The organism is Rhodovarius sp., assembly GCF_040399605.1.
Taxonomy (GTDB): Bacteria; Pseudomonadota; Alphaproteobacteria; order Acetobacterales; family Acetobacteraceae; genus Rhodovarius; species Rhodovarius crocodyli_A.
Genome location: NZ_JBBARU010000059.1, coordinates 1 through 20,329, shown reverse-complemented (window position 1 = coordinate 20,329; position 20,329 = coordinate 1). Strand labels below are relative to the sequence as shown.

Sequence of the window (20,329 nt, the reverse complement as noted above, 5' to 3'; positions counted from 1 at the left end):
GCCGCATCCGCCTCCCGGCAGCGCAGCCGGAACAGCGTGCCAGGCGCAATCACGCAGGCCATGCCAGGGCGCAGGCGGAAGGTGTCGAGTGAGGAGGCCAGCGCCCGCGCCCGGTTGATCGAGGCCGCAGCCGGCGCCGCGAAGCGAGAGGTGCCATCGGCCAAAAATTCCGGCAAAGCGTGGCTGCCGCTCACGATGTCGAGCCATGCCTCGGATTTGTCGAGCGCCAGAACGAAGGCCAGCGCCTCGGCCGGGTTGGGCAGCTTGGCCATCGCCCCGGCCTGCTGGAAGGTGCCATTGCCCTTGGTCACCTCCACCGCCGCCGCCATTGGCAAATCCTCAAAAATCGCTTCGAGCAGCGGCAGATAGGCGGGCGCGAAGACAAAGTCGGGCAGCAGCGAGGCCACCAGCTCGGCTCCCGTTCGGCGAAACGGCCCCCGGGGGAGTTGCGCGACTTGTCGGCTGGCCGCGGCGGGCATCTCCGGTATCGCAGCTTCCATCATGAGGTATCCACCCTCGATGAAGCGTGCCAGCGGCGCGTCCAATTCCGGGGCGAGCATCTTGGTGGCAACCCGCCCTTGCAGGCGGCGGGGGGCATCGAGCTTATCCGTCCACAGCCCACCCAGGATGGAGCGGCTCCAACCCGCCCCTGGATAGGCGGCGCGAATGGCCCGGAAGGCATCGATATGCCCAAGAAGATTGGTGCGCGGCAGTTCAACCGAACCGCCAAAGGGGCGGAAGTTGATCAGCGACATGAGCGGCCTGGGCACCTCGAAGCCAAAGCTCATTGCAAAGCCGCACCTGCCATCGCCAACCCCGGCCTCGGCCAAATCCTCACGGGGCCCATCCGCGGTGCTCTCGCCAATAACCTCGCCATTCAGCGTGGCCTGCACCACCACAGGCTTTTGGCCCAGGGTGTTGTAAATCCAACCGGTAGCCCCAGCCTGTGTCACTTCGTCAACCGAACCAATAATACTCACGCCCTATAATCCTTGGCTTGAAGTTTGACTGGATGCCGCCTGGTAGACGCCCATGATCTGGGTCGTCGTTTCAGCGATACTGGGTGGCCGCCCCATGGTGGATTGCATGGCCTGCAATCGCTCCGGCGCGCGGCCGAGGGTGGCGAGGAGTTCCGCCAACGAGCGTGGATCGCCGGCGCGGAAATGGAAGCCGTCGATACCATCCCGGACCTTCTCGGCCATTCCGCCGATATCGGAACAGATGATGGGCCGCAGGCTCGACAACGCCTCCTGAATCACCAGCGGTGAATTCTCCCACCAGATCGAGGGCACAATCACGGCATCCACACTGCGCATGAGCGAGCGCACGCGCCAATTTTCGTAAGGCCCGCGGAAGATGAAATTGGCCGGTGCCTCGGCCAGCAATTCGTCGAATTCCTGGCGAAACGCCTCGGGCTGGCTGCTTTGGTCGCCATACATTTCGATGCGGAGGGGCAGCGCCGCCTCCTCGCTCAGCAGTTGCGCGGCCTTGATCAGCACATGAGCGCCTTTCAGCCGGGAGATCTGCCCGAAAAAGCCAAAGACCGGCGCCTGGCCCTGCCGCGCATGCGCAATGGGGGCGATGGTCGAGGCCTCCTCCACCATGCCGTTTCCGATGACATGAAAGCGGCTTTCGGGCAGGCCCCATGCGATATAGCGCTGCGCCAGAAAGCGGCTGGGCGCGATGAAGGCGTCGGCCTCGTTCAGAAAGCGGCTGAGATACAATTGCCGCAGGAAGAACTCCTGCTCCGCCACCTCGGGGAAGCAGCGATGGCAATCCCTGGGCGAGGCCTCGCTGCACAGCGCGAAGCTTGGACGTTTCACCATCTGGCCGAAATGATTGCAGATGGCCAAATACTCATGCAGCGTGACGATAATGCGCGCGGCTGGCAGGCGCGGCGGATCAAATGCAGCGTCTCGACGCCGAAATTGGTATAGTGATGGAGATGCACGATATCCGGCCTGAATTCATGCAGCAGGGCGGTGAATTCGACGGGGAATTCAGGGTCGGGATTGGCGTGGAGAAAATGATCAAAGCCTTGGGTGACATAGACATACTCATTCAGGCCAAAAGGCTGCACCAGCCGAACGCCCAACCGCTCGGGCAGTTTGCCGCCCGAGGCCGATAGGAAGCACGCCGTCACATTCTCCCGGCTGCTCAGTTCCTGATACATCTGAAAGGCCGCGATCTCCGCACCACCGCGGGAGAGCCGCGGGTCCATATGCGACATCACAAGGACGCGCATGGGCGGCTGTGGCTGCTCGGTGGCGCGTGGGGCTTTCGCGGCGAGCGGTGCCGGCGTTTCGGCCGGGGCCCTGGCCCGGGCTGTGGCAATAGGGCGGCGCTTCATGACAGGTTGAGCACTCCCCCGGGCGGGCAGGCTGCGCCTGCAACCGCGTGCCCCCAGCGCTCGGAAAAAATCCAGGCATTCACCGTGGTCAGGTTCTGCCGCCAGCTCACGCCTGGCGCCTGCTGGCTCTGCCGTTCGGGATGCCACATCACCACCGCGTCATCCACGGCGCAGTTCAGCCCCTTTGCCTGAATGCGCAGGCACAGATCCACATCCTCAAAATCGCCGACGGCGTAATCCTCATCGAAGCCGCCCAATTCCTGCGCCAGCGCGCGCGGTAGCACCATGCATGCGCCGGTGATGGCTTGGACCTGGCGCAAGCCTCGCCCGGGTGGCGGGCGCTGGCCTTTCCCCGGATGCATCGGGAAGGGGATATTTCCAAATTGCGGCAGCCTGCGCAGGCTCATCCCATCATGCTGGAGGGTGCCATCCTCAAAGAGCAGCCTAGCGCCAATCGCGCCCAGAGCGTCATCGACTTCAAGCGCGCCCAGCATTTGCCGCAGCCAAGCCCCATCGCGCGGCAAGACATCCGAATTCAGGAAGCAGACATAACGCCCTTGAGCCACCCGCAGGGCCGCATTATTGGCCGGCCCATAACCGATATTCTGCGCCAGCAGCACGAGGCGCATGGGGATGCCAAACCAACGGAAGCAACGCTGGGCGAGGTTGATCAGATCATCCTTGCGCGGCGGGTCATCCAGCACATAGATCAATTCAACCCCTCGCATCCCGTGGCTGGAGAAATGGGCGCATTGATGGAGCATCCAGTCGATCCGGCCGCAAAGCGGGATGATCACTGACACATCGGGCGCCTCCACCGGCGGCCCAACATTGACCAATATAGGCGGCGAGCACTGCGACAGCCGGGCGCGATTGAGCGCCCGCGTCGCCGGGGCTAAGACGGTGGAGAAGCTGCGGGCCATGTCATCGGCCGCAATCTCCACCCCACTCAGCATGGCGCGGATGGCCTGCAGCGAGCTGCCTCGCGACGGAGGCAGGGGTTTGAACCCGACCTGGCCGGAATGCAGCGACACCTCCAGATGTGCTGCGCTCAGCCCTTGCGCGTTGAGCGGCACAAAGGCGGTGAAGCCAGGTCTGGCATGATCGGCCAGCCCCAGGCTGCGGAACGCCGCCATCAGATCCGGCCGTTTCTGCGTGACCCAGGCCGCGCTCAGATTCTGCGACTGAAACCCGCCTGCCCGGAGCCGGATCGAGCGCACCGCGCCGGCCGGATCGATGATCCAGCCCTTCAAAAGCGCGCCATCGCCGGGGACCACAATGAACTCGTCAATCTCGATCTGCAGATGGGCTGACAATTCGGCCAATGTGTCCCGGCCGTTGAAGAGCGGCTGGCGCAGCAGGCTCTGCAACAGGCCATCTGGCCTGGCCCTCAACAGATCCATGCAGGCGCTCACCAAGGCCACTTCCTCGATCTCGCGCACGGCGTTCGATGGATGGAGCAGCCGCCGGCCGGAAAGGTCGATCTCCATGCCGCTAAAGGGGGCCTCTATCCTTTCGCCATGCAGAAAGCAGACGAACCCCCAGCCAAAGCCCTCGACATCGCTGCGTGAATGCCAGGCGATCAGCGCCTCACCGCGGCACTCACCGGATGCGAAGCGCAGACTGCACGGCGCGGATTGCGCGTTGTCGGGCTCTTTGCCACTCATCCATCCGGCGAGCAGGTAGCCGCCGAAATCGGGTACATGGCCGTAGAAATCCACATACCCAGCGGGATCACGGCCCTCTGCCGCCGCATTGTCGGGGCGAGGCGAAGGTCCGACCACAGCGGCCCCACCCACGAGCAATTCCATGCGAGAGGCATTCTCGATCAGCGCCGGGCGTTGCCCCGACCGCGAGAGGATGCGTTTGATATCGGTGGGCAATAGGCGAAACCCGGCAATGCCAACATCGGGAAGCTCAGAAAACCCGACATCATTGCGCCTTTCATTCAGCGGCAGCGGCAGCAGGGTTTTATCATCCACCCGCAATTCGACAGCCGGCGGGTCAAGCCCATCCAGCCAAAGTGCCGGGTGGAAGACCCAGCCACGCAGATCAACCGGCGAGGCCCGTTCCACCCGCCCCCGCGGCACAAAGACCTGTCGCTCATCGAGAGCGAAACTGCGGCGGATAATCTCTTGGCCGCCCACACTCAGGACGAACTCACCCTCAGGCAACACCGTGCCGATCCGGATGATCCCGATGAAGCCATCAGGGCGGTCAGACCAACCGCACCATTGAAAATCAAGCGCACACAAAGAGATAGGCTGAGATGCTGGCTGCCCATCGGGCGAGTTGATGGCCCATATGAGGCGCAGCTCCGCCCCCTCCAACTGCGACGCCCAACCGGCCACAACCGCAAAGCCATCACCGACTTCAAGGCTGTCGATCGCACCTTCCGCGAGTGGCCTTTGCGCATCGCGCAATCGAGAACTATGCATTTCCATATAATATTTTTATTCGATAAAACGTCAATAGCATATAATGCTTTGGAATTTTTAAAATTACAGAAAATCAAAATTCTTCCACCGCCGGCACAGCCCACGCCAGCGCATACACGCCTGCGCAGTTTGGATAGCAAGCCGCCATCCGCCGCAGCCCCCCAGCCTCGCGCCGACCTGCAGTTGACACCGCAACGCGCATAGACAGACAATCTGTTAGAAAAATAACGTTCGGGAACCGCCATGACAGGCTTCAACACCGGCCGACGGGCCCTCATCAGCGGCTTGGCCGCAGCACCCTTGGCACACCAGGCCTCGGCACAATCGGCCGATCCCTATGTGCTCGGCACGCTGTTTCCGATGAGCGGGCCCAATGCCGAATACGGCACCGCCTTCACTGCCGGCATTCAACTCGCCATGCAGCATATCGCCGCCGATAATATGCTGCGCCGGCCGCTGCGCCTGCAGGCCGAGGATACCCAGGCCCTGCCGCAGCAGGGTGTGATTGGCATGACCAAGCTGGTCAATGTCGATAAGGCAAGCTTCGTCTTCGTCGGCTTCACCGCCGTCTCCAAGGCCGTGGCGCCGGTGGGTGACCGGGCGAAGACCATCATGGTCAATGGTGGCGCCGTCGGGCCCGATCTCGCGGGGCTTTCGCCCTATTTCTGGAACGTGATCCCGCTGGCGCATCTGGAGACCCAGGCGCTGCTGCCCTTCCTGATCCGGCGGCGCAACCTCAAGCGCATCGCGCTGGTCTATGTGGATGATCCGCTGGGCGATGCCATTTTGGGTATCCTGCGTACGGCATTGCCGGCGGCGGGCGGCGAACTTGTGGGCCAATTCAGCATTCCGCGCACGGCGCAGCAATTCGCCCCCGTCGCCGCGCGCATCCGGCAAACCCGGCCCGATGCGGTCTATATCGCCTCCTTCGGCGCGCAGCAGAGCCAGATCATCAAGCAGTTGCGCGACAATGGCGTCTCCCAGCCGCTGGTCTCCTACTCGGCGATGAATATCGACAGCGTGCGCGCCACCGCTGAGGCCGAAGGGCTGATCTTCACCACCCAATCGACGGATTTCGAGGGTGGTGACGCGGTGACCCGCCGCTTCGCCACCGATTTCCGCGCTCGCTTCAACAGCGATGCCGGCACTTATCAGGTGAATTACTACAATGCCGCGCGGCTCTTCGCCCTGCTCGCGCAGTCGCTCGAGCGCGAGGGCGCCGAGGTGAATGGCGACAATATGCGCCGGGTCCTGCTGGCCCAACGCGACTTTGACCTGGTCGGCGGCAAGGGCCGCTTTGATGACCAGGGCAATATGAGTGCCGAGTTGCAGATCAACGAAATCCGCGGCGGGCGGTCGGTCAAGATCGGCTGATCCCATGCTGTTTATCCAGCTCCTGCTGCAGGGGCTGCAGGTGGGCGCGATCTATGCGCTCACCGCAGCCGGCTTCGCGCTGATCTTCGGTGCCACGCGCGTCTTCCACTTCGCGCATGGCTCGTCCTTCGCGCTGGCGGGCTATGTCTTCATCTTCGCCATGCAGGCGGGCTGGCCATGGTGGCTGGGCGGCCTCGCCGCCACGCTGGCGGCAACATTATTCGGCATTGGCGTCTTTTGGTTCGTCTATCGGCCTATTCAGCGGCATGAGGGCTCGTTTTTCACCGTCTTTGTCGCCGCCTTCGGCGTGGGCATCGTGGTGCAGAACCTCATCGGCATTTTCGCCGGGCGCGGTTTCGCCAGCGTGGACACCTCCCTCTCGCGCGCGGTGGAAGTGCTGCCCGATGTCTTCCTCGCCCAGGTCTTCTGGGTGGCGATCAGCGTCGCCTGCCTGCTCTTCGCCGCGCTCACGCTGTTTCTGACCCGGCACAATGCCGGTGTGGCGCTGCGGGCGCTGCATCAGAACCCGGATCTGCTGCGCGCCTATGGCCTCTCCTCCACCCGGCTTTCATTGCTGGCCTTCGCGCTCGGCTCGGCCCTGGCCGCGCCGGCCGCGATGGTGACGGCAATGACCTCGGGCATGAACGAAGCAATCGGCCACCAGGTGATGCTGATCTCCATGGCCGCGACCATTGTGGGCGGTGTGGGCTCGCTGCGCGGGGCAGCGCTGGCGGGGCTGATGCTGGGCGTGGCCGAAAGCGTGGCGCTCAACTTCGTGGACACGCAATGGGCGGAGGCGGTCTCCTTCCTGGTGCTCTTCGCCTTCATCATCTTCCGCCCGAGCGGGATATTCGGGATCGCCCAAGCACGATGATCGCCTATCTCACCAATCTCGCGGCGCTGGCCGCCATATTCGGCATCCTGGCGGCCACGCTCAATGTGGCGGTGGGCTATGCCGGCATCTTCTCGGTGGCGCATGCCGTCTTCTTTGGCCTTGGTGCCTATGCGGGAGCGCAGATCGCCCTTGTCCTGGTGCCCGATGCGCTGGTTGCCATGCTGGTGGCGGGGCTGGTCTCGGGCGTGCTCTCGCTCTGCCTGGCCCTGCCGGCGCTGCGGGTGCGCGGCGAGTATTTCGTCGCCGCCTCGCTCGGCCTGCAAATGATGGCCACCACGCTGTTCAGTGAGTGGAAAACCGTCACCGGCGGCATTGGCGGGCTGACCGGCATTCCACGGCCGCATATCTTCGGCGTTGAAGTCGGCACCCTGCCCCTGGCCCTGGCCGCGCTGGGGCTGATCCTGCTGGCCACCGCCGCCCTCATGCGCGGTGCCTTCGGCCGCACCCTGCGCAGTATTCGTGATGCCGAAAGCGCTGCCGAGGCCCTGGGCAAGAATGTGGCAGCCGCCAAGGCGCTGGCCGTGGCCTTCGCCTGTGCCGGCGCGGGCGTGGCGGGCGCGCTCTTTGCGCTGCATATGCAATTCGTGAATGTCGAATCCTTCAACCTCGACCAATCGGTGCTGATCATGGCCATGGTGATCATTGGCGGCACCGGCACGCTGCTGGGCCCGCTGGTGGGTGCGGTGATCCTGCTCTCGCTGCCGGCTGGCCTTGCCTTCCTGCCCTTCATCCCGGCCACCGAGGTCGGCGCCGTGCAGCAAATGGTCTATGGCCTGGCGATGACCCTGCTCATGATCTTCCGCCCGGCGGGGCTGGTGGGTGACCTCAGCCGCGGAAAGAGCACAGCATGAGCGCGCCCATTTTGGTCTGTGAGGGCCTCTCGCGATCCTTTGGCGGTGTGAAGGCGGTGGCCGGGGTCTCGCTTGCCCTACCCGCCGGACAGGTGACGGCGCTGGTTGGCCCCAATGGTGCGGGCAAGACCACCGTCTTTAACCTGATCACCGGCAATCTGCGCGCCGATGCCGGCAGTGCCATGCTGCGCGGGCGTTCCATCATGGGGCTGGCACCGCACAAGGTGGCGCGGATGGGTGTTGCGCGCAGTTTCCAGGATCTGCGGCTCTTCACCCATATGTCGGTGCGCGACAATATCCGCACCGCGACCGAGACCTCCGCCTGGTTCTGGCAGCCCGGCGGCGCTGCGGCCCGCCGCGCGCGGGAGGCGGCGACGGAAGAGGCCCTCGCCCGCACCGGCCTGCTCGAATTGGCCGAGGCCCGCGCCATTGACCTTGCCTATGCCGAGCGCAAATTCCTCTCCATGGCGCGCATCCTGGCCGCCAGGGCCGAAATCTGGCTGCTGGACGAACCTGCCTCGGGCCTCGATCTCGCCTCCCGCCTGCGCTTCGGCGCGCTGCTGAAGGAGGCTCGGCGGCAGGGTGTGGCGATCTGCCTGATCGAGCACAATCTCGATGTGGTGACCGAACTGGCCGACCGTATAGCCTTTCTCGACCAGGGCCAGGTGCTGGCGGAGGGCGAACCCGAGACCATCCTAAAAGACCCGAAACTGGCGGCGATCTATTTTGGCGACCGGGGAGAGGCGGCATGAGCGCCCCCTTCGCGCTCGAAGCGCAAAACCTCACCGCCGGCTATGGCGGGCGGGCCGTCCTGCAGGATGTCTCCCTGACCCTCGGCGCGGGTGAGATCGTAACCCTTGTCGGGCATAATGGCGCAGGGAAATCCACCCTGCTGCGGGTGCTCTTTGGTCTGCATCGGCCGGAATCGGGCCAGATGCGGGTATTTGGCCAGAGCCTCGCCGATCACACCCCGGCCGCGCTGGGTGCCGCGGGCCTGGCTTTGGTGCCCGAGGGCCGTGGTGTTTTCCCTGACCTCACGGTGGATGAGATTTTCGGCCTCGCACTCTGGGCCGCTGCTGTGGCCAAGCCCGAGCGCGACGAGCGGATTGATGAGGTGCTGGAATTGTTGCCGCGCATCCGCGCGTTTCGCACCCGGCGTGCCGGTACACTCTCGGGCGGGCAGCAGCAGATGGTGTCCATCGCCCGCGCCCTGCTGACCCGCCCGCGCGCCCTGCTGCTCGACGAGCCCTCGATCGGGCTGGCACCGAAGCTGTTCCAGGATCTGCTGGCGCCCATCGCGGCCCTGCGCGAGAGCCGTGGCCTTGCTATCCTGCTGGTCGAGCAGAATGTGCGCGAGGCCTTTGCCATCTCCGACCGCGTGCTCGTCATGAAGTCCGGCGCGATCATCGAGGAGGGCCCTCCACAGGCCTTCGCCGATCATGCCAGATTGATGGAACTTTTCTGAGGAAACACCAAAAATGCCAAGCCTCGCCTGCCAAGCCCGGCCCGCCTTGATGGACATGATGGCCACAGGCTGCAGGGGGCGCGCATGATCTGGGACACGATCATCGTCGGCGGTGGTTCCGCCGGCTCCGTCCTCGCCCATCGCCTCTCGGCCAAGAGCTCCCGCCGGGTGCTGGTCTGCGAGGCCGGCCCCGACACGCCGCCCGGCGAGGAACCGGCCGAGATCAAGGACAGCTATTCGGGCACCGCCTATTTCGACCCGCGCTTTCATTGGACCGAACTCAAGGTCCATACCCAGATCGTGCCGCATAACCGCCCGGAAGACCGCCCGCCGCTGCGCAAATATGAGCAGGCGCGGGTGCTGGGCGGTGGCTCCTCGATCAATGGCCAGATGGCCAATCGCGGCGCCCCCACCGATTATAATGAGTGGGAAGAGCGCGGCGCTGAAGGTTGGAACTGGGATGCCGTGCTGCCCTTCTTCAAGAAGGTGGAGCGCGACCTCGATTTCGATGGCCCGCTGCATGGCAAGGAGGGCCGTATCCCGGTCCGCCGAATCATGCCCGAGAACTGGAACCGGCACGCCCAGGCCGCCGGCGAGGCCTTCAAGGCGGCGGGCTACAAATACCTGCCGGACCAGAATGGCGTCTTCGAGGATGGCTATTTTCCCATCACCATCTCCAATGAGAATGAGACGCGCGCCTCCGCGGCGATGGGCTATCTCGACCGTGAAACCCGCGCCCGGGAAAACCTGACCATCTCCACCGAGACGCAGGTGAAATCGCTGATCTTCGAGGGCAATCGCTGCGTTGGCGTCCTGGCCATGGTGCAGGGGCAGGAGCAGGAATTCCGCGGCCGCGAGATCATCCTCTCCTGCGGCGCCATCCATTCGCCGGCGCATTTGCTGCGCGCGGGCATCGGCCCGGCCGCGCATCTGCGCGAGATGGGGGTGGAGGTGCTGCACAACCTGCCCGGCGTCGGCCAGGGGCTGATGGACCACCCCTCGGTCTCGCTCTCCTCCTATCTGCGCAAATCGGCGCGGGTGGATGAGCGGACGCGGCGGCATATCCTGCTCGGGCTGCGCTATTCCTCGGGGCTGCCGGGCATCCCCCAGGGCGACATGTTCGCCGCCGCCGTCAGCAAATCCGCCTGGCATTCGGTGGGCGAACAGGTGGCCTCGCTGCTGCTCTGGGTGAACAAGACTTATTCCGAGACCGGCCAGGTGCGCCTGGCCTCGCGCGACTGGAATGCCGAACCCGTGGTGGAGTTCAATCTGCTCTCCGACCAGCGTGACCTGGAGCGGCTGATGACCGGCTTTAGGATGATGGCGGCAATGCAGATGAGCGGCGAATTGGGCCAGGTCACCGCCGATCACTTCCCGGCCAGCTACACCGACCGTGTCCGCAAACTGGGCGTGATCAACGCCAAGAACCGCTTCCTGACCGCTGTGATCAGCAAGTTCATGGATGGGCCAGGCTTCCTGCGCTCGGCCTTCATCGACCGCTTCGTGGTGGAGGGCTACCGCTTCGACGAGGTGATGACCGATGACGCGGCGCTGGAAGGCTTCATCCGCAAGGCCGCCATCGGCATCTGGCATGCCTCCTGCTCCTGCCGGATGGGCCATGATGGTGACCCGCGCGCGGTGGTGGACAATGAGGGCCGGGTGCGCGGGGTTGAGGGGCTGCGGGTGGTGGATGCCTCCATCTTCCCGGTGGTGCCCTGTGCGAACACCAATTTCCCGACGCTGATGACGGCGGAGAAGATTGCCGCGAGCATGACGGCCTGAGAGCGCGTGGATTAAGAGGGAAGGCTAGGAGCCTGTGCAGTGGGCCGCGGCGAACGAAAATAGCCATAAGTCTTTGTTTCAAAATAATCTTTATCCGCTCAGACAATTCCGTTTGAGCGGATGATGCTCCCAGGTCAATCCGGCATGGCCGCCTCGGCCCAGGCAATGATACGCCCCAGTGGCAGCGCGCCGGCCTGGCGCGCGACTTCCCGCCCCCCAGCAAACAGAGCCAAGCTGGGGATGCTGCTGATGGCGAGTTCAGCGGCGAGTGCGGGTGCCACCTCGGTCGAGACCTTGAGCAGCCGCATGCGCGGCTCCAATTGTCCGGCGGCAGCTTCGAAGGCCGGCGCCATGGCGCGGCAGGGGCCGCACCAGGAGGCCCAGAAATCCACCAGGATCGGCAGGCCACTCCATCGCAGATGCCGGCGGAAACCCGCCTCGGAAACGGCCAGCGGCTTGCCCTGGAACAGGGCCGCCTTGCACGACCCACAGCGCGGCGCCTCGGCGAGACGCGCATGGGGCACGCGGTTGATGCCATCGCAGGCTGGGCAGATGATAAGCAGGCTATCGCCCATCACAGCGCCTCCTGGGCGAAGAGCGCCGCCTGCCCAGGCTTGGGCGTGACCGGGATTTTGAGGTAGCGCACGCCATTGGCCTCAGCCGGAGGGAAGCGGCCGGCGCGGATATTCACCTGGATCGAGGGCAAGAGCAGCGTCGGTGCCGCCAGCCTGCTGTCACGCGCCAGGCGAAAGGCCACGAATTCTGCCTCCGTGGTGCCATCCTTCACATGCGGATTGGTCGCGCGTTGCTCGGCCACGCTGCTTTGCCAGGCGAAGTGGTCACGCCCTGGGGCCTTATAGTCATGGCAAATCCACAGCCGGGTATGGGGCGGCAAAGCGAGCAGGCGCTGGATGGAATGCCAGAGCTGATGGGCATCACCGCCGGGGAAATCCGCCCTGGCCGTGCCATAATCATGCATGAACAGGGTATCGCCGACAAAAACGTCATCGCCAATCCGATAGGCGATATCGGCGGGGGTATGGCCTGGCACGTGCAGCACCTCCACCGTCAGGGCACCCAGCGCGAAGCGCTCGGCATCCTTGAACAAACGATCAAAATCGCCCCCCTCGGGTTTCAGGTCCTGGATATCGAAAACCGGCCGGAAGATCATCTGCACATCGCGGATATGCTCGCCAATGCCAATCGGCGCACCCGTGCGATGCTTGATATAGGGCGCGGCCGTCAGGTGGTCGGCATGGGCATGCGTCTCCAGCACCCAACGGATCGTGACCGAGGCCTCGGAAGCGGCGGCGAGCAGCACATCGGCGGAGGCCGTGCCAGCCTCGCCCGAGCGGTTATCCCAATCCAGCACGGGATCGATGACCGCCCCCTCGAGCGTCTGCGGGTCCCATACCAGATAGCTGACCGTGTTGGTCGCCTCATCGAAGAAGGCGCGAATGAGCGGTTTTTCCATGCTGCCGTTTCCTGCTCCAGGTTCAGATCTGATCGGGCCTTGCATATTATATAAGAATTTCCTAATTAAGTACAAGATTATGAATGGATGGCTTGGATCATGGCCACAAACCCAGCGGAACACAGGACAGCACTGCTGGAGAAAGCCGCAGAGGCCGCGCGGTTGCTCCGCCTGCTCGCCAATGAGCGGCGGCTATTGCTGCTCTGCCACCTTGTGGGCGCTGGTGAGATGAGCGTGAACGCCCTGGCCGCTTCCATCAGCCTCTCCCAGCCCGCGCTCTCGCAGCATTTGGCAATGCTGCGCGCGGAAGGCCTGGTTGCCACCCGCAGGGCCTCGCAGACAGTGTTCTATCGCCTGGCCGACCCCAGGGCGGCGCGGCTGCTCGAAGCTTTGCGTGACCTCTACTGCCCGCCGGATGCCTCCCCCCAACATCACCAAGGAGCACAGCCATGAAGACCATCACCCCACAGGATGCGGCGGCACTGCTGCGAGATGGCGCCACATTGGTGGATGTGCGTGAAGCCGATGAGCATGCCCGCCAACGCATTCCCGGCGCGCGGAGCCTGCCATTGTCGCGCTTGGAAGATGCCGAATTGGCGGTGCATGCCGGCCATCCGGTGCTGTTCCACTGCCGCAGCGGCGCGCGCACTGCGGGCCATGCTGATCGTCTCAGCGCCAAGGCCGGCCTCTGCGAGGCCTATATCATCGAAGGCGGGTTGGATGCCTGGAAGCGGGCCGGGCTTGCCGTGGCCACTGATCGCCGCCAGCCCTTGGAATTGATGCGCCAGGTGCAGAGCGTGGCCGGCAGCCTGGTGGTGCTGGGCGTCTTGCTGGGCAGCCTGGTCTCGCCCTGGCTTTATGCATTGTCTGGCTTTGTCGGCGCGGGCCTGGTCTTTGCCGGTGTGAGCGGCACCTGCGGCCTGGCCAGCCTGCTGCGGCTGATGCCCTGGAACAGGGCATTGGCTTCGGCCTAGCTTGGGTGATCTCTCCCCTTGGAAGTGGGGGGGGTGGCGATGGAACGCCTTGATCACATGGCTTGAAGACGGCCAGCGGATACGGCATGATCCTCCTCGCCGGCGCTGGGCCGGTGTTGGAATGAGGAAACTACCATGGCCTGGAAGGCACCCAAGATCGTTGAGGTTTCTCTCGCGCTCGAAATCAACTGCTACGCCTGCGCCGAGGTCGGCTGAGGCTGCTGCCCGGGGCGATACTGCATGCTCCGGGTCATAGTGCTTGGCGCCGGTGCCGGTGGCGGGTTCCCTCAGTGGAATTCCGCCGGGCCCGGCTGCTTGCGCGCCCGCGCAGCTGATATTGCCGCGCCGCAGCGCAGTCAGGCGAGCATAGCCGTTTCGGCCGATGGTCATCGCTGGCTGCTGGTTAATGCCAGCCCTGATTTGCGCCAGCAGATCGCCAATACCCCCGCCCTGCATCCTCGGCCCGGCACATTGCGGAATTCACCGATAGAAGCCGTCTTGCTCACAGGGGCTGAGGTGGACACCATCATGGGCCTTCTTCACTTGCGTGAACGTCAGCCCTTTGCCCTATTCGGCGCCGACCCAACCCTGGCCGTGCTGGATGAGAATCCGATTTTCCGCGCGCTGAACCCCGAATTTGTCACCCGCCAGGCCATTGCGACCGATGCGCCCTTCGAGGTGCTGGGCATCACCGTCACCGCCTATGCCTTGCCGGGCAAGGTACCGCTCTTTGCCGAGGCTGGCGGTGACCCAGGCGTGAGCGAAGATGGCGGCACCATCGGCATTGCCGTCTCGGCGGGCGATAAGACCCTGCATTACATCCCCGGCTGCGCGATGATGACCCCGTCCTTGCGTCAGCGCCTCGCCGGCGCGGCCTGCGTGATGTTCGATGGCACGCTGTTTACCGATGACGAGATGATCCGGATGGGTGCCGGGCCAAAAACCGGCCGGCGCATGGGGCATATGCCCATGACCGGGGATGGTTCCACGCTCGAGGCTTTCGCCGAAATCCCGCTCGGCCGCCGCATCTTCATCCATATCAACAACACGAACCCCGCCCTGCTGGCCGATAGCCCGGAGCGCGCCCAACTCAGCGCTGCCGGCTGGGAAGTCGCCGAGGATGGGATGGAGATCCATCTGTGAGCCTGCTGTCACCCGAAGCCCTCGAAGCCGCGCTGAACGCGATCGGCCAGGAGCGCTATCATATCCTGCATCCCTTTCATGACCTGCTGCATGGCGGCAAGCTCACCAAAGGCCAGATCCAGGCCTGGGCGCTGAACCGCTATTACTATCAGGCCTCCATCCCGGCCAAGGATGCCTCGCTGCTGGCGCGGCTGCCAACGCCCGATCTGCGCCGCGAATGGCGCCGGCGCCTGGAAGATCATGATGGCGATGGCACCCATCCCGGCGGCGTCGAGCGCTGGCTCGCGCTGACCGATGCGCTGGGGTTGGATCGCGACTATGTCGTATCGCTGCGCGGCCTGCTGCCGGCCACCCGCTTTGCGGTGGATGCCTATGTGCGCTTTGTGCGGGAAAAATCGCTGCTGGAAGCCATTGCCTCTTCGCTGACGGAAATGTTCTCGCCCAACATCATCTCCCAGCGCGTCTCAGGCATGCTACGCAATTATGATTTCATCACGCCCCAGACCTTGGCCTATTTCACCCCGCGTCTGACCCAAGCACCGCAGGATGTCGCCTTCGCGCTGAATTATGTGAAGCAATACGCCGATACGGCCGAGAAGCAGGAGCAGGTTCTGGCCGCGCTGCGCTTCAAATGTGACCTGCTCTGGGTGCAATTGGATGCGCTGCATTTGGCCTATGTCTCGCCCTGCCTGCCGCCGCCCGGCGCCTTCGTGCCCGCAGCGTGACAATACGCTTTGCCCCCGGGGTTCGGCTGCATCATGACATCGCCCGGGAGCGCTGGGTGGTGATGGCGCCGGAGCGGATGTTCGTCCCCGATGAGACGGCGCTGGAAGTGCTCCGCTTGGTCGATGGCGCGCGCGACGCAGAGGCCATTATTGATCTCCTGGCGGCGAAATTCGCCGCCCCGCGCGCGGTCATTGCCACCGATGTGCAGGCGATGCTGGATGACCTCGTGGTAAAAGGCGCGCTCAGGGCATGAACGCGCCCCTCGCGCTGCTGGCGGAGCTCACCCATCGCTGCCCGCTGCGCTGCCCCTATTGCTCCAATCCGATGGAACTCACCCGCGCCTCGGCCGAATTGACCACGGCGGAATGGGCGCGGGTCTTCACCGAGGCCGCGCGGCTGGGCTGCCTGCAGGTGCATCTCTCGGGCGGCGAGCCCACCGCGCGGCGCGATATTGTCGAGATCACCGCCGCCGCCCATGCCGCGGGCCTCTACACCAATCTCATCACTGCCGGCGTGCTGCTCGACGCGGCACTGATGGCCAGCCTCGTCGCAGCAGGCCTCGATCATGTGCAGCTTTCGGTACAGGACGCCGACCCCGCCGGCGCCGAGCGCATTGGCGGCATGAAGGGCGCCCATGCCCGTAAGGAGGCGGCGGCGCGAATCGTGCGGCAAGCCGGCCTGCCACTCACGCTCAATGCCGTCGTCCATCGGCAGAACCTGCAAAACCTGCCGCTGCTGATCGAGACGGCGCTCGCCTGGGGCGCGGCGCGGCTTGAGGTCGCGCATGTGCAATATTACGGCTGGGCGCTGGAAAACCGCGACGCGCTGCTGCCCACGCGCGAGCAGCTCGATGCGGCAACCCGCCTGGTAGATGGCGCACGCATCGCCCATCGTGGCCGCCTGGTCATTGACTATGTCATGCCCGACTACCACGCCACGCGGCCAAAGCCCTGCATGGGTGGTTGGGGCAACCGCTTTCTCAGCGTCTCACCCGCTGGGCGGGTGCTGCCCTGCCATGCGGCCGAATCCATTGCGGGCATGGAATTCGCTAATATCCGCGATACCTCGCTGCGCGATGCCTGGGAGAATAGCGAGGCGTTCAACCGCTTCCGCGGGACGGCCTGGATGCCAGCACCCTGCCAGGGCTGCGAGAATGCCGAGCGCGACTGGGGCGGCTGTCGCTGCCAGGCCTTCGCCTTGACCGGCGATGCCGCGGCCACGGACCCGGCCTGCGCCCTGTCACCGCATCACAATCTGCTGGCCGAAGCCCTGGGCGAAGCTGGGGCATTGGCGTTTCGCTACCGCGAATTTGGCTGATACGGGTCAGCGCCTCGGCGCTGACCCGGGCCAGTTCAGTACTATTTCTGGGCCAGAAAATGCGCCAATGCGGCGATATCGGCATCCGACAAACCCACCACGGCGCCATTCATCTGCGTATCCGGCCCCGCGCGCGTGCCATCGCGATACTGCGTCATCGCCGCGGCGAGATACTCCTCACGCTGGGCTGCGATGCGCGGGATCTGATTGCGGCCGCCATAATCGGCAACATGGCAGGTGGCGCAATGCCGCGGCCCAACCAGCGCCTCGGCGGCAGTGATCAGGGCGGGATCGCGCGGCCGGCGCTCATCCGGGGGCCCAGGCGGCAAAGCGGCGAAAAAGGCTGCCAGATCCTCGATATCCCGATCAGGCAGATTGGCGGCGAAAGGGGCCATGGCCGGCGCCTGGCGCAGGCCCTCACGCAGCAAAATCATCTGGATGGTGATGAAATCAGCCGGCTGGCCGGCCAGGGAGGGGATGGTCTCCATCTGGCTGCGGCCATTGGCCCCATGGCATTGCATGCAGGGGGCGGCGAGTTCGGCGCCGCGCCGCGCATCCTGCGCGACAGCGGCACCACAGGTCGCGGCGGCCAGAAAGGCCGCCGCCAGAAAACGCCTCAGGATCACTGGCGATAGGTGATGCGGTAAATCGCACCCATCTGCTCGCCGGAGACGAGCATCGAACCATCGCGCAGCACATGCACTTCGACCGGACGGTCGAGGAAGCGCTGGTTGGCATCATCGCGCAGGCCGGTCAGAAACTCCTCGACGCCGGTCACATTGCCCTGCGCATCAAGCTTGGCCACCACCACATCATAACCGCTCAGCCGGCTGCGGTTCCAAGAACCACGGCGGGCGATGAAGATCTGGTTGCGATACTGCGCGGGGAACATCGTGCCGGTGTAGAAACGCATGCCGAGCACGGCGGTGTGCGGGCCAAGCAGGGCGGCGGGCTGCGAGAATTCGCTGCAGGCGCGGCCGCGATTGTATTCGGGGTCAGCCCAATTGCCGAGGCAGAAGGGGAAGCCGAAATCCTCGCCAGCGCGCCGCACCCGCAGCAGCGAATCTTCCGGATTGTTATCGCCCACCCAGTCGCGGCCGTGATTGGTGGCCCAAAGTTCACCGGTCACCGGGTGATGCGCCATGCCCACGCTGTTGCGCACGCCGCGCGCCTCGATGCGGCGGTCACTGCCATCGGGGCGGAAGGAGACGAGGAGGGCGAATTTGTCGCGGTCGAAGTTGCACACGTTGCAGTTCACGCCGACATTCGTATAGACGCGGCCGTCCGGGCCGAGGGTGACGAATTTCCAGTGATGGTTGGCGCCGTGTTCCTGCTCGGTGGGCAGGCCATAGGCGGCGGTGAGATCCACCGGTGCCGGCGGGCTATCCAGATTGGCCTCAACATTATCGTAGCGCAGCACGCGGTTCACGGCAAAAATATAGAGGCTATTGCCGATCACCACGAGGCCGCTGGGCTGGGTGAGGCCCTGGGCGAAGATGCGGGTGCGGGTCGTGCCATCCGCATTGCGGGTGATGGCATAGACGCGGCCAATACCGCGGGTGCCGGCGAAGAGGGTGCCGTTTGGCCCTTCGGCAATGGCGCGCACGCCGGGAATGCCATGGGCATAGACCTCGGCCTGGAAGCCCGGCGGCAGGCGAATCGCCGATACCGGCACCTGGTCCAGCGGCGTCACCGTCAGGCGCGGGGCGTGGGGGGCGAGGGTCGAGCCCTCGGGGCGGCCAACCGCCCAGCCCGGCACAGGGGCGGGCGCGGGTGCCTGGGCAAGGGCGGGGCCTGCGATCAGCATCGCGGCCGCGCCGAGGAATAGGCGTCTGATGGTCATTGGGTTCACTCCCTGTGGTGTAGGATAGGCTTCGAGGGGCGATGCAAGACGGAAAACAGCGGGGTGGCAAGCCTCAACTTCAATTGCCCCCATCTGCCCGCCGCTCAACCTGCGGTGATGCCCGCCGCCGCTACGGTGCGGGCAATGATCTCGCGCTGCGCCGTCAGAAAATCAGCAAAAGCCGCCGGGGTGGAGCCCAGGGGCACGGCGCCCATTGCGGCGAGCCGCTCGCGGGTGGAGGCCTGGCTCACCGCATGCCGGGCGGCCTGGTGCAGCAGGGTGATCGCCCCTGCCGGGGTACCGGCAGGAGCGAATAAGCCGTTCCATTCCTGAAAGACGAAGCCGGGCAAGGCCCCCTCCGTCGCCGTGGGCACATCGGGCAGCGAGGCCATGCGCTCGGGGCTCAAAACGGCCAGAGGCACCACCCTGCCCTCCCGCGCCAGCGCCACCGTTGACCCCGCCGTGACCACCGCAAAGGCCAGATTGCCGGCCATGACATCCTGCAAGGCCGGCACCGCCCCCCGATAGGGCACATGGGTTGCGCGCCCACCCCCCTGCCGCAACAGGCTCTCGGCGGCGATATGCGGGCCGGTGCCATTGCCCGAGGAGCCATAGGACAGGTCCTGACCCGGCTGGCGCAGCCGGCCCAGAAGCTCTTGCAGGGAGCGGATGGCCAGGCCCGGGCTGCCGACCACGATGATGGGTTGGGTGACCACCAGGCTCACCGGGGCGAAGGCGCGCAGATAATCGAATGACAGGTCCCGGATCAGCAGCGGATTGATCACATGGCCCAGGGCATCGAGCAATATCGTATGGCCATCGGCCGGGGCCTGGGCGGCGGCGGCAGCGCCGATCGAGCCACCGGCACCCGCGCGGTTCTCCACCACAACGCCCTGACCCAGCATGTCAGACATCGGCGCGGCCAGCAGCCTGGCCACGCTGTCGATCCCGCCCCCGGGCGGGTATGGCGCAATCAGGCGAAGCGGGCGGTTGGGGAAGGCTTGCGCGCGCGCAAGCCTGGGCGATGGCAGGGCAGCGGTGGCGGCCAGCAGGCCTCCCAGGGTTCGGCGACGATTGATCATGGGTGGCGGCTCCTGCCTGGCAGCGCCGCTGCGGCGGCGGATGGCGCGAGAGTAGGGGCCTAGGCCGCTTGCTGGAATAGTGGCGCAGCCCCATCAGCGTCTCGTGACATCCAACATCTCGTGACACCTAGGCAGCGGCGAGCGTCACCAGCGCCAGGTGACACCGCAGCAACGAAAGATCAGGCAAGCTTGGCCCCTTCACCCCAGCGCATTGCCCAGCTTGCTACGCTTTCACGATAGGGTATTGCAGGGAAGATGTCCTTTATCCTCTAGGAATTTGCAGTCGTGCTCCGCCAAAACATCTTTGCTCTTCTCCTTGCCATGGCCTTGGCTGGGCCGGCAGGGGCGCAGATCGCCATCGGCAGCACCGGGCTGACACTGACAACCACCCTCTCCTATGGCTCCGATTGGGCATCGCGCGGCTTCAGCCAGACCCGCGGCCGCCTGGCCATGCAGGCCGAGACCGAACTCGTGCACCGAAGCGGCGTCTATATCGGCGCAGCGATGGCCAGCATTAGCCACAGCTCGGCCGATACGCGGCGCGGCACCGAGATCTGGGGCGGCTATCGCTTCGATCTGGGGGATTTCAACGTTGATATCGGCACTGTCAGCTAT

The 20,329-nt window shown here is 65.0% G+C and carries 23 protein-coding genes; 14 read left to right on the top strand and 9 right to left on the bottom strand.

The window, feature by feature from the left end; genetic code table 11:
- The 4 genes from ABWP84_RS13990 to ABWP84_RS13975 form a co-directional block, all read right to left on the bottom strand.
- Nucleotides 1-980 (bottom strand): hypothetical protein (locus tag ABWP84_RS13990; RefSeq protein ID WP_353212656.1); only part of this gene is annotated, 980 nt, incomplete at its 3' end.
- Between the two features lie 3 nt (nucleotides 981-983).
- The gene (locus ABWP84_RS13985; RefSeq protein WP_353212655.1) at nucleotides 984-1,826 is read right to left on the bottom strand and encodes a glycosyltransferase; all 843 of its coding nucleotides are present in this window, start codon (nucleotides 1,824-1,826) and stop codon (nucleotides 984-986) included.
- Nucleotides 1,820-2,350 carry a glycosyltransferase gene (locus ABWP84_RS13980; protein WP_353212654.1) on the bottom strand — a complete coding sequence of 177 codons (531 nt, stop codon included), beginning with the start codon at nucleotides 2,348-2,350 and terminating at the stop codon, nucleotides 1,820-1,822. The genes ABWP84_RS13985 and ABWP84_RS13980 overlap by 7 nt, the downstream gene beginning before the upstream one ends.
- Nucleotides 2,347-4,524 (bottom strand): glycosyltransferase, encoded by a 2,178-nt coding sequence (locus ABWP84_RS13975; RefSeq protein WP_353212653.1) that lies wholly within the window; start codon nucleotides 4,522-4,524, stop codon nucleotides 2,347-2,349. The genes ABWP84_RS13980 and ABWP84_RS13975 overlap by 4 nt, the downstream gene beginning before the upstream one ends.
- Nucleotides 4,525-5,031: 507 nt before the next feature.
- Here ABWP84_RS13975 and ABWP84_RS13970 point away from each other — a divergent pair.
- The 6 genes from ABWP84_RS13970 to ABWP84_RS13945 all read left to right on the top strand — a co-directional run bounded on the left by ABWP84_RS13970 (nucleotide 5,032) and on the right by ABWP84_RS13945 (nucleotide 11,155).
- Nucleotides 5,032-6,162: an ABC transporter substrate-binding protein gene (locus ABWP84_RS13970; RefSeq protein WP_353212652.1), complete on the top strand. Its 1,131-nt coding sequence runs from the start codon at nucleotides 5,032-5,034 to the stop codon at nucleotides 6,160-6,162.
- A gap of 4 nt (nucleotides 6,163-6,166) precedes the next feature.
- Nucleotides 6,167-7,036, top strand: coding sequence for a branched-chain amino acid ABC transporter permease (locus tag ABWP84_RS13965; RefSeq protein ID WP_353212651.1), 870 nt, complete (start codon nucleotides 6,167-6,169; stop codon nucleotides 7,034-7,036).
- Nucleotides 7,033-7,908: a branched-chain amino acid ABC transporter permease gene (locus tag ABWP84_RS13960; RefSeq protein ID WP_353212650.1), complete on the top strand. Its 876-nt coding sequence runs from the start codon at nucleotides 7,033-7,035 to the stop codon at nucleotides 7,906-7,908. Before ABWP84_RS13965 ends, ABWP84_RS13960 begins: the two co-directional genes overlap by 4 nt.
- Complete coding sequence (locus ABWP84_RS13955; RefSeq protein ID WP_353212649.1) at nucleotides 7,905-8,660, top strand: ATP-binding cassette domain-containing protein; 756 nt, start codon at nucleotides 7,905-7,907, stop codon at nucleotides 8,658-8,660. The genes ABWP84_RS13960 and ABWP84_RS13955 overlap by 4 nt, the downstream gene beginning before the upstream one ends.
- Entirely contained in the window at nucleotides 8,657-9,373 is a 717-nt protein-coding gene (locus ABWP84_RS13950; RefSeq protein WP_353212648.1) for an ABC transporter ATP-binding protein, read from the top strand. Before ABWP84_RS13955 ends, ABWP84_RS13950 begins: the two co-directional genes overlap by 4 nt.
- Before the next feature lie 84 nt (nucleotides 9,374-9,457).
- Complete coding sequence (locus ABWP84_RS13945; protein ID WP_353212647.1) at nucleotides 9,458-11,155, top strand: GMC family oxidoreductase N-terminal domain-containing protein; 1,698 nt, start codon at nucleotides 9,458-9,460, stop codon at nucleotides 11,153-11,155.
- Between the two features lie 134 nt (nucleotides 11,156-11,289).
- Here ABWP84_RS13945 and trxC read toward each other — a convergent pair whose 3' ends face one another.
- Entirely contained in the window at nucleotides 11,290-11,730 is a 441-nt protein-coding gene (trxC, locus tag ABWP84_RS13940; protein WP_353212646.1) for a thioredoxin TrxC, read from the bottom strand.
- Nucleotides 11,730-12,629 (bottom strand): MBL fold metallo-hydrolase, encoded by a 900-nt coding sequence (locus ABWP84_RS13935; protein ID WP_353212645.1) that lies wholly within the window; start codon nucleotides 12,627-12,629, stop codon nucleotides 11,730-11,732. The genes trxC and ABWP84_RS13935 overlap by 1 nt, the downstream gene beginning before the upstream one ends.
- A gap of 99 nt (nucleotides 12,630-12,728) precedes the next feature.
- Here ABWP84_RS13935 and ABWP84_RS13930 point away from each other — a divergent pair, with 99 nt between their 5' ends.
- The 7 genes from ABWP84_RS13930 to pqqE all read left to right on the top strand — a co-directional run bounded on the left by ABWP84_RS13930 (nucleotide 12,729) and on the right by pqqE (nucleotide 16,789).
- Complete coding sequence (locus ABWP84_RS13930; RefSeq protein WP_353212644.1) at nucleotides 12,729-13,082, top strand: metalloregulator ArsR/SmtB family transcription factor; 354 nt, start codon at nucleotides 12,729-12,731, stop codon at nucleotides 13,080-13,082.
- Complete coding sequence (locus tag ABWP84_RS13925; RefSeq protein ID WP_353212643.1) at nucleotides 13,079-13,603, top strand: rhodanese family protein; 525 nt, start codon at nucleotides 13,079-13,081, stop codon at nucleotides 13,601-13,603. Before ABWP84_RS13930 ends, ABWP84_RS13925 begins: the two co-directional genes overlap by 4 nt.
- Nucleotides 13,604-13,738: 135 nt before the next feature.
- Nucleotides 13,739-13,819 (top strand): pyrroloquinoline quinone precursor peptide PqqA, encoded by an 81-nt coding sequence (gene pqqA / locus ABWP84_RS13920; protein ID WP_353212657.1) that lies wholly within the window; start codon nucleotides 13,739-13,741, stop codon nucleotides 13,817-13,819.
- 24 nt (nucleotides 13,820-13,843) lie between these two features.
- Entirely contained in the window at nucleotides 13,844-14,746 is a 903-nt protein-coding gene (gene pqqB / locus ABWP84_RS13915; protein WP_353212642.1) for a pyrroloquinoline quinone biosynthesis protein PqqB, read from the top strand.
- Nucleotides 14,743-15,471, top strand: a complete 729-nt coding sequence (gene pqqC, locus ABWP84_RS13910) for a pyrroloquinoline-quinone synthase PqqC (RefSeq protein WP_353212641.1) — start codon at nucleotides 14,743-14,745, stop codon at nucleotides 15,469-15,471. The genes pqqB and pqqC overlap by 4 nt, the downstream gene beginning before the upstream one ends.
- Nucleotides 15,468-15,725, top strand: a complete 258-nt coding sequence (gene pqqD, locus ABWP84_RS13905; RefSeq protein WP_353212640.1) for a pyrroloquinoline quinone biosynthesis peptide chaperone PqqD — start codon at nucleotides 15,468-15,470, stop codon at nucleotides 15,723-15,725. The genes pqqC and pqqD overlap by 4 nt, the downstream gene beginning before the upstream one ends.
- Nucleotides 15,722-16,789 (top strand): pyrroloquinoline quinone biosynthesis protein PqqE, encoded by a 1,068-nt coding sequence (pqqE, locus tag ABWP84_RS13900; RefSeq protein ID WP_353212639.1) that lies wholly within the window; start codon nucleotides 15,722-15,724, stop codon nucleotides 16,787-16,789. The genes pqqD and pqqE overlap by 4 nt, the downstream gene beginning before the upstream one ends.
- Nucleotides 16,790-16,830: 41 nt before the next feature.
- Here pqqE and ABWP84_RS13895 read toward each other — a convergent pair whose 3' ends face one another.
- From ABWP84_RS13895 to ABWP84_RS13885, 3 genes are all read right to left on the bottom strand, one after another.
- Nucleotides 16,831-17,415, bottom strand: coding sequence for a c-type cytochrome (locus ABWP84_RS13895; protein WP_353212638.1), 585 nt, complete (start codon nucleotides 17,413-17,415; stop codon nucleotides 16,831-16,833).
- Nucleotides 17,412-18,632: a PQQ-dependent sugar dehydrogenase gene (locus ABWP84_RS13890; RefSeq protein WP_353212637.1), complete on the bottom strand. Its 1,221-nt coding sequence runs from the start codon at nucleotides 18,630-18,632 to the stop codon at nucleotides 17,412-17,414. The genes ABWP84_RS13895 and ABWP84_RS13890 overlap by 4 nt, the downstream gene beginning before the upstream one ends.
- Nucleotides 18,633-18,736: 104 nt before the next feature.
- Complete coding sequence (locus ABWP84_RS13885; RefSeq protein ID WP_353212636.1) at nucleotides 18,737-19,714, bottom strand: tripartite tricarboxylate transporter substrate-binding protein; 978 nt, start codon at nucleotides 19,712-19,714, stop codon at nucleotides 18,737-18,739.
- 285 nt (nucleotides 19,715-19,999) lie between these two features.
- On the opposite strand from ABWP84_RS13885, the gene ABWP84_RS13880 reads away from it, so the two are divergent.
- The coding region (locus tag ABWP84_RS13880; RefSeq protein ID WP_353212635.1) for a TorF family putative porin at nucleotides 20,000-20,329 on the top strand (330 nt) is incomplete at its 3' end.

Coding starts and splice junctions, on each gene's coding strand:
- ABWP84_RS13985 (WP_353212655.1), bottom strand. CDS start 1,826: ATGGTGAAACGTCCAAGCTTCGCGCTGTGCAGCGAGGCCTCGCCCAGG.
- ABWP84_RS13980 (WP_353212654.1), bottom strand. CDS start 2,350: ATGAAGCGCCGCCCTATTGCCACAGCCCGGGCCAGGGCCCCGGCCGAA.
- ABWP84_RS13970 (WP_353212652.1), top strand. CDS start 5,032: ATGACAGGCTTCAACACCGGCCGACGGGCCCTCATCAGCGGCTTGGCC.
- ABWP84_RS13965 (WP_353212651.1), top strand. CDS start 6,167: ATGCTGTTTATCCAGCTCCTGCTGCAGGGGCTGCAGGTGGGCGCGATC.
- ABWP84_RS13960 (WP_353212650.1), top strand. CDS start 7,033: ATGATCGCCTATCTCACCAATCTCGCGGCGCTGGCCGCCATATTCGGC.
- ABWP84_RS13955 (WP_353212649.1), top strand. CDS start 7,905: ATGAGCGCGCCCATTTTGGTCTGTGAGGGCCTCTCGCGATCCTTTGGC.
- ABWP84_RS13950 (WP_353212648.1), top strand. CDS start 8,657: ATGAGCGCCCCCTTCGCGCTCGAAGCGCAAAACCTCACCGCCGGCTAT.
- ABWP84_RS13945 (WP_353212647.1), top strand. CDS start 9,458: ATGATCTGGGACACGATCATCGTCGGCGGTGGTTCCGCCGGCTCCGTC.
- trxC (WP_353212646.1), bottom strand. CDS start 11,730: ATGGGCGATAGCCTGCTTATCATCTGCCCAGCCTGCGATGGCATCAAC.
- ABWP84_RS13935 (WP_353212645.1), bottom strand. CDS start 12,629: ATGGAAAAACCGCTCATTCGCGCCTTCTTCGATGAGGCGACCAACACG.
- ABWP84_RS13930 (WP_353212644.1), top strand. CDS start 12,729: ATGGCCACAAACCCAGCGGAACACAGGACAGCACTGCTGGAGAAAGCC.
- ABWP84_RS13925 (WP_353212643.1), top strand. CDS start 13,079: ATGAAGACCATCACCCCACAGGATGCGGCGGCACTGCTGCGAGATGGC.
- pqqA (WP_353212657.1), top strand. CDS start 13,739: ATGGCCTGGAAGGCACCCAAGATCGTTGAGGTTTCTCTCGCGCTCGAA.
- pqqB (WP_353212642.1), top strand. CDS start 13,844: ATGCTCCGGGTCATAGTGCTTGGCGCCGGTGCCGGTGGCGGGTTCCCT.
- pqqE (WP_353212639.1), top strand. CDS start 15,722: ATGAACGCGCCCCTCGCGCTGCTGGCGGAGCTCACCCATCGCTGCCCG.
- ABWP84_RS13890 (WP_353212637.1), bottom strand. CDS start 18,632: ATGACCATCAGACGCCTATTCCTCGGCGCGGCCGCGATGCTGATCGCA.
- ABWP84_RS13885 (WP_353212636.1), bottom strand. CDS start 19,714: ATGATCAATCGTCGCCGAACCCTGGGAGGCCTGCTGGCCGCCACCGCT.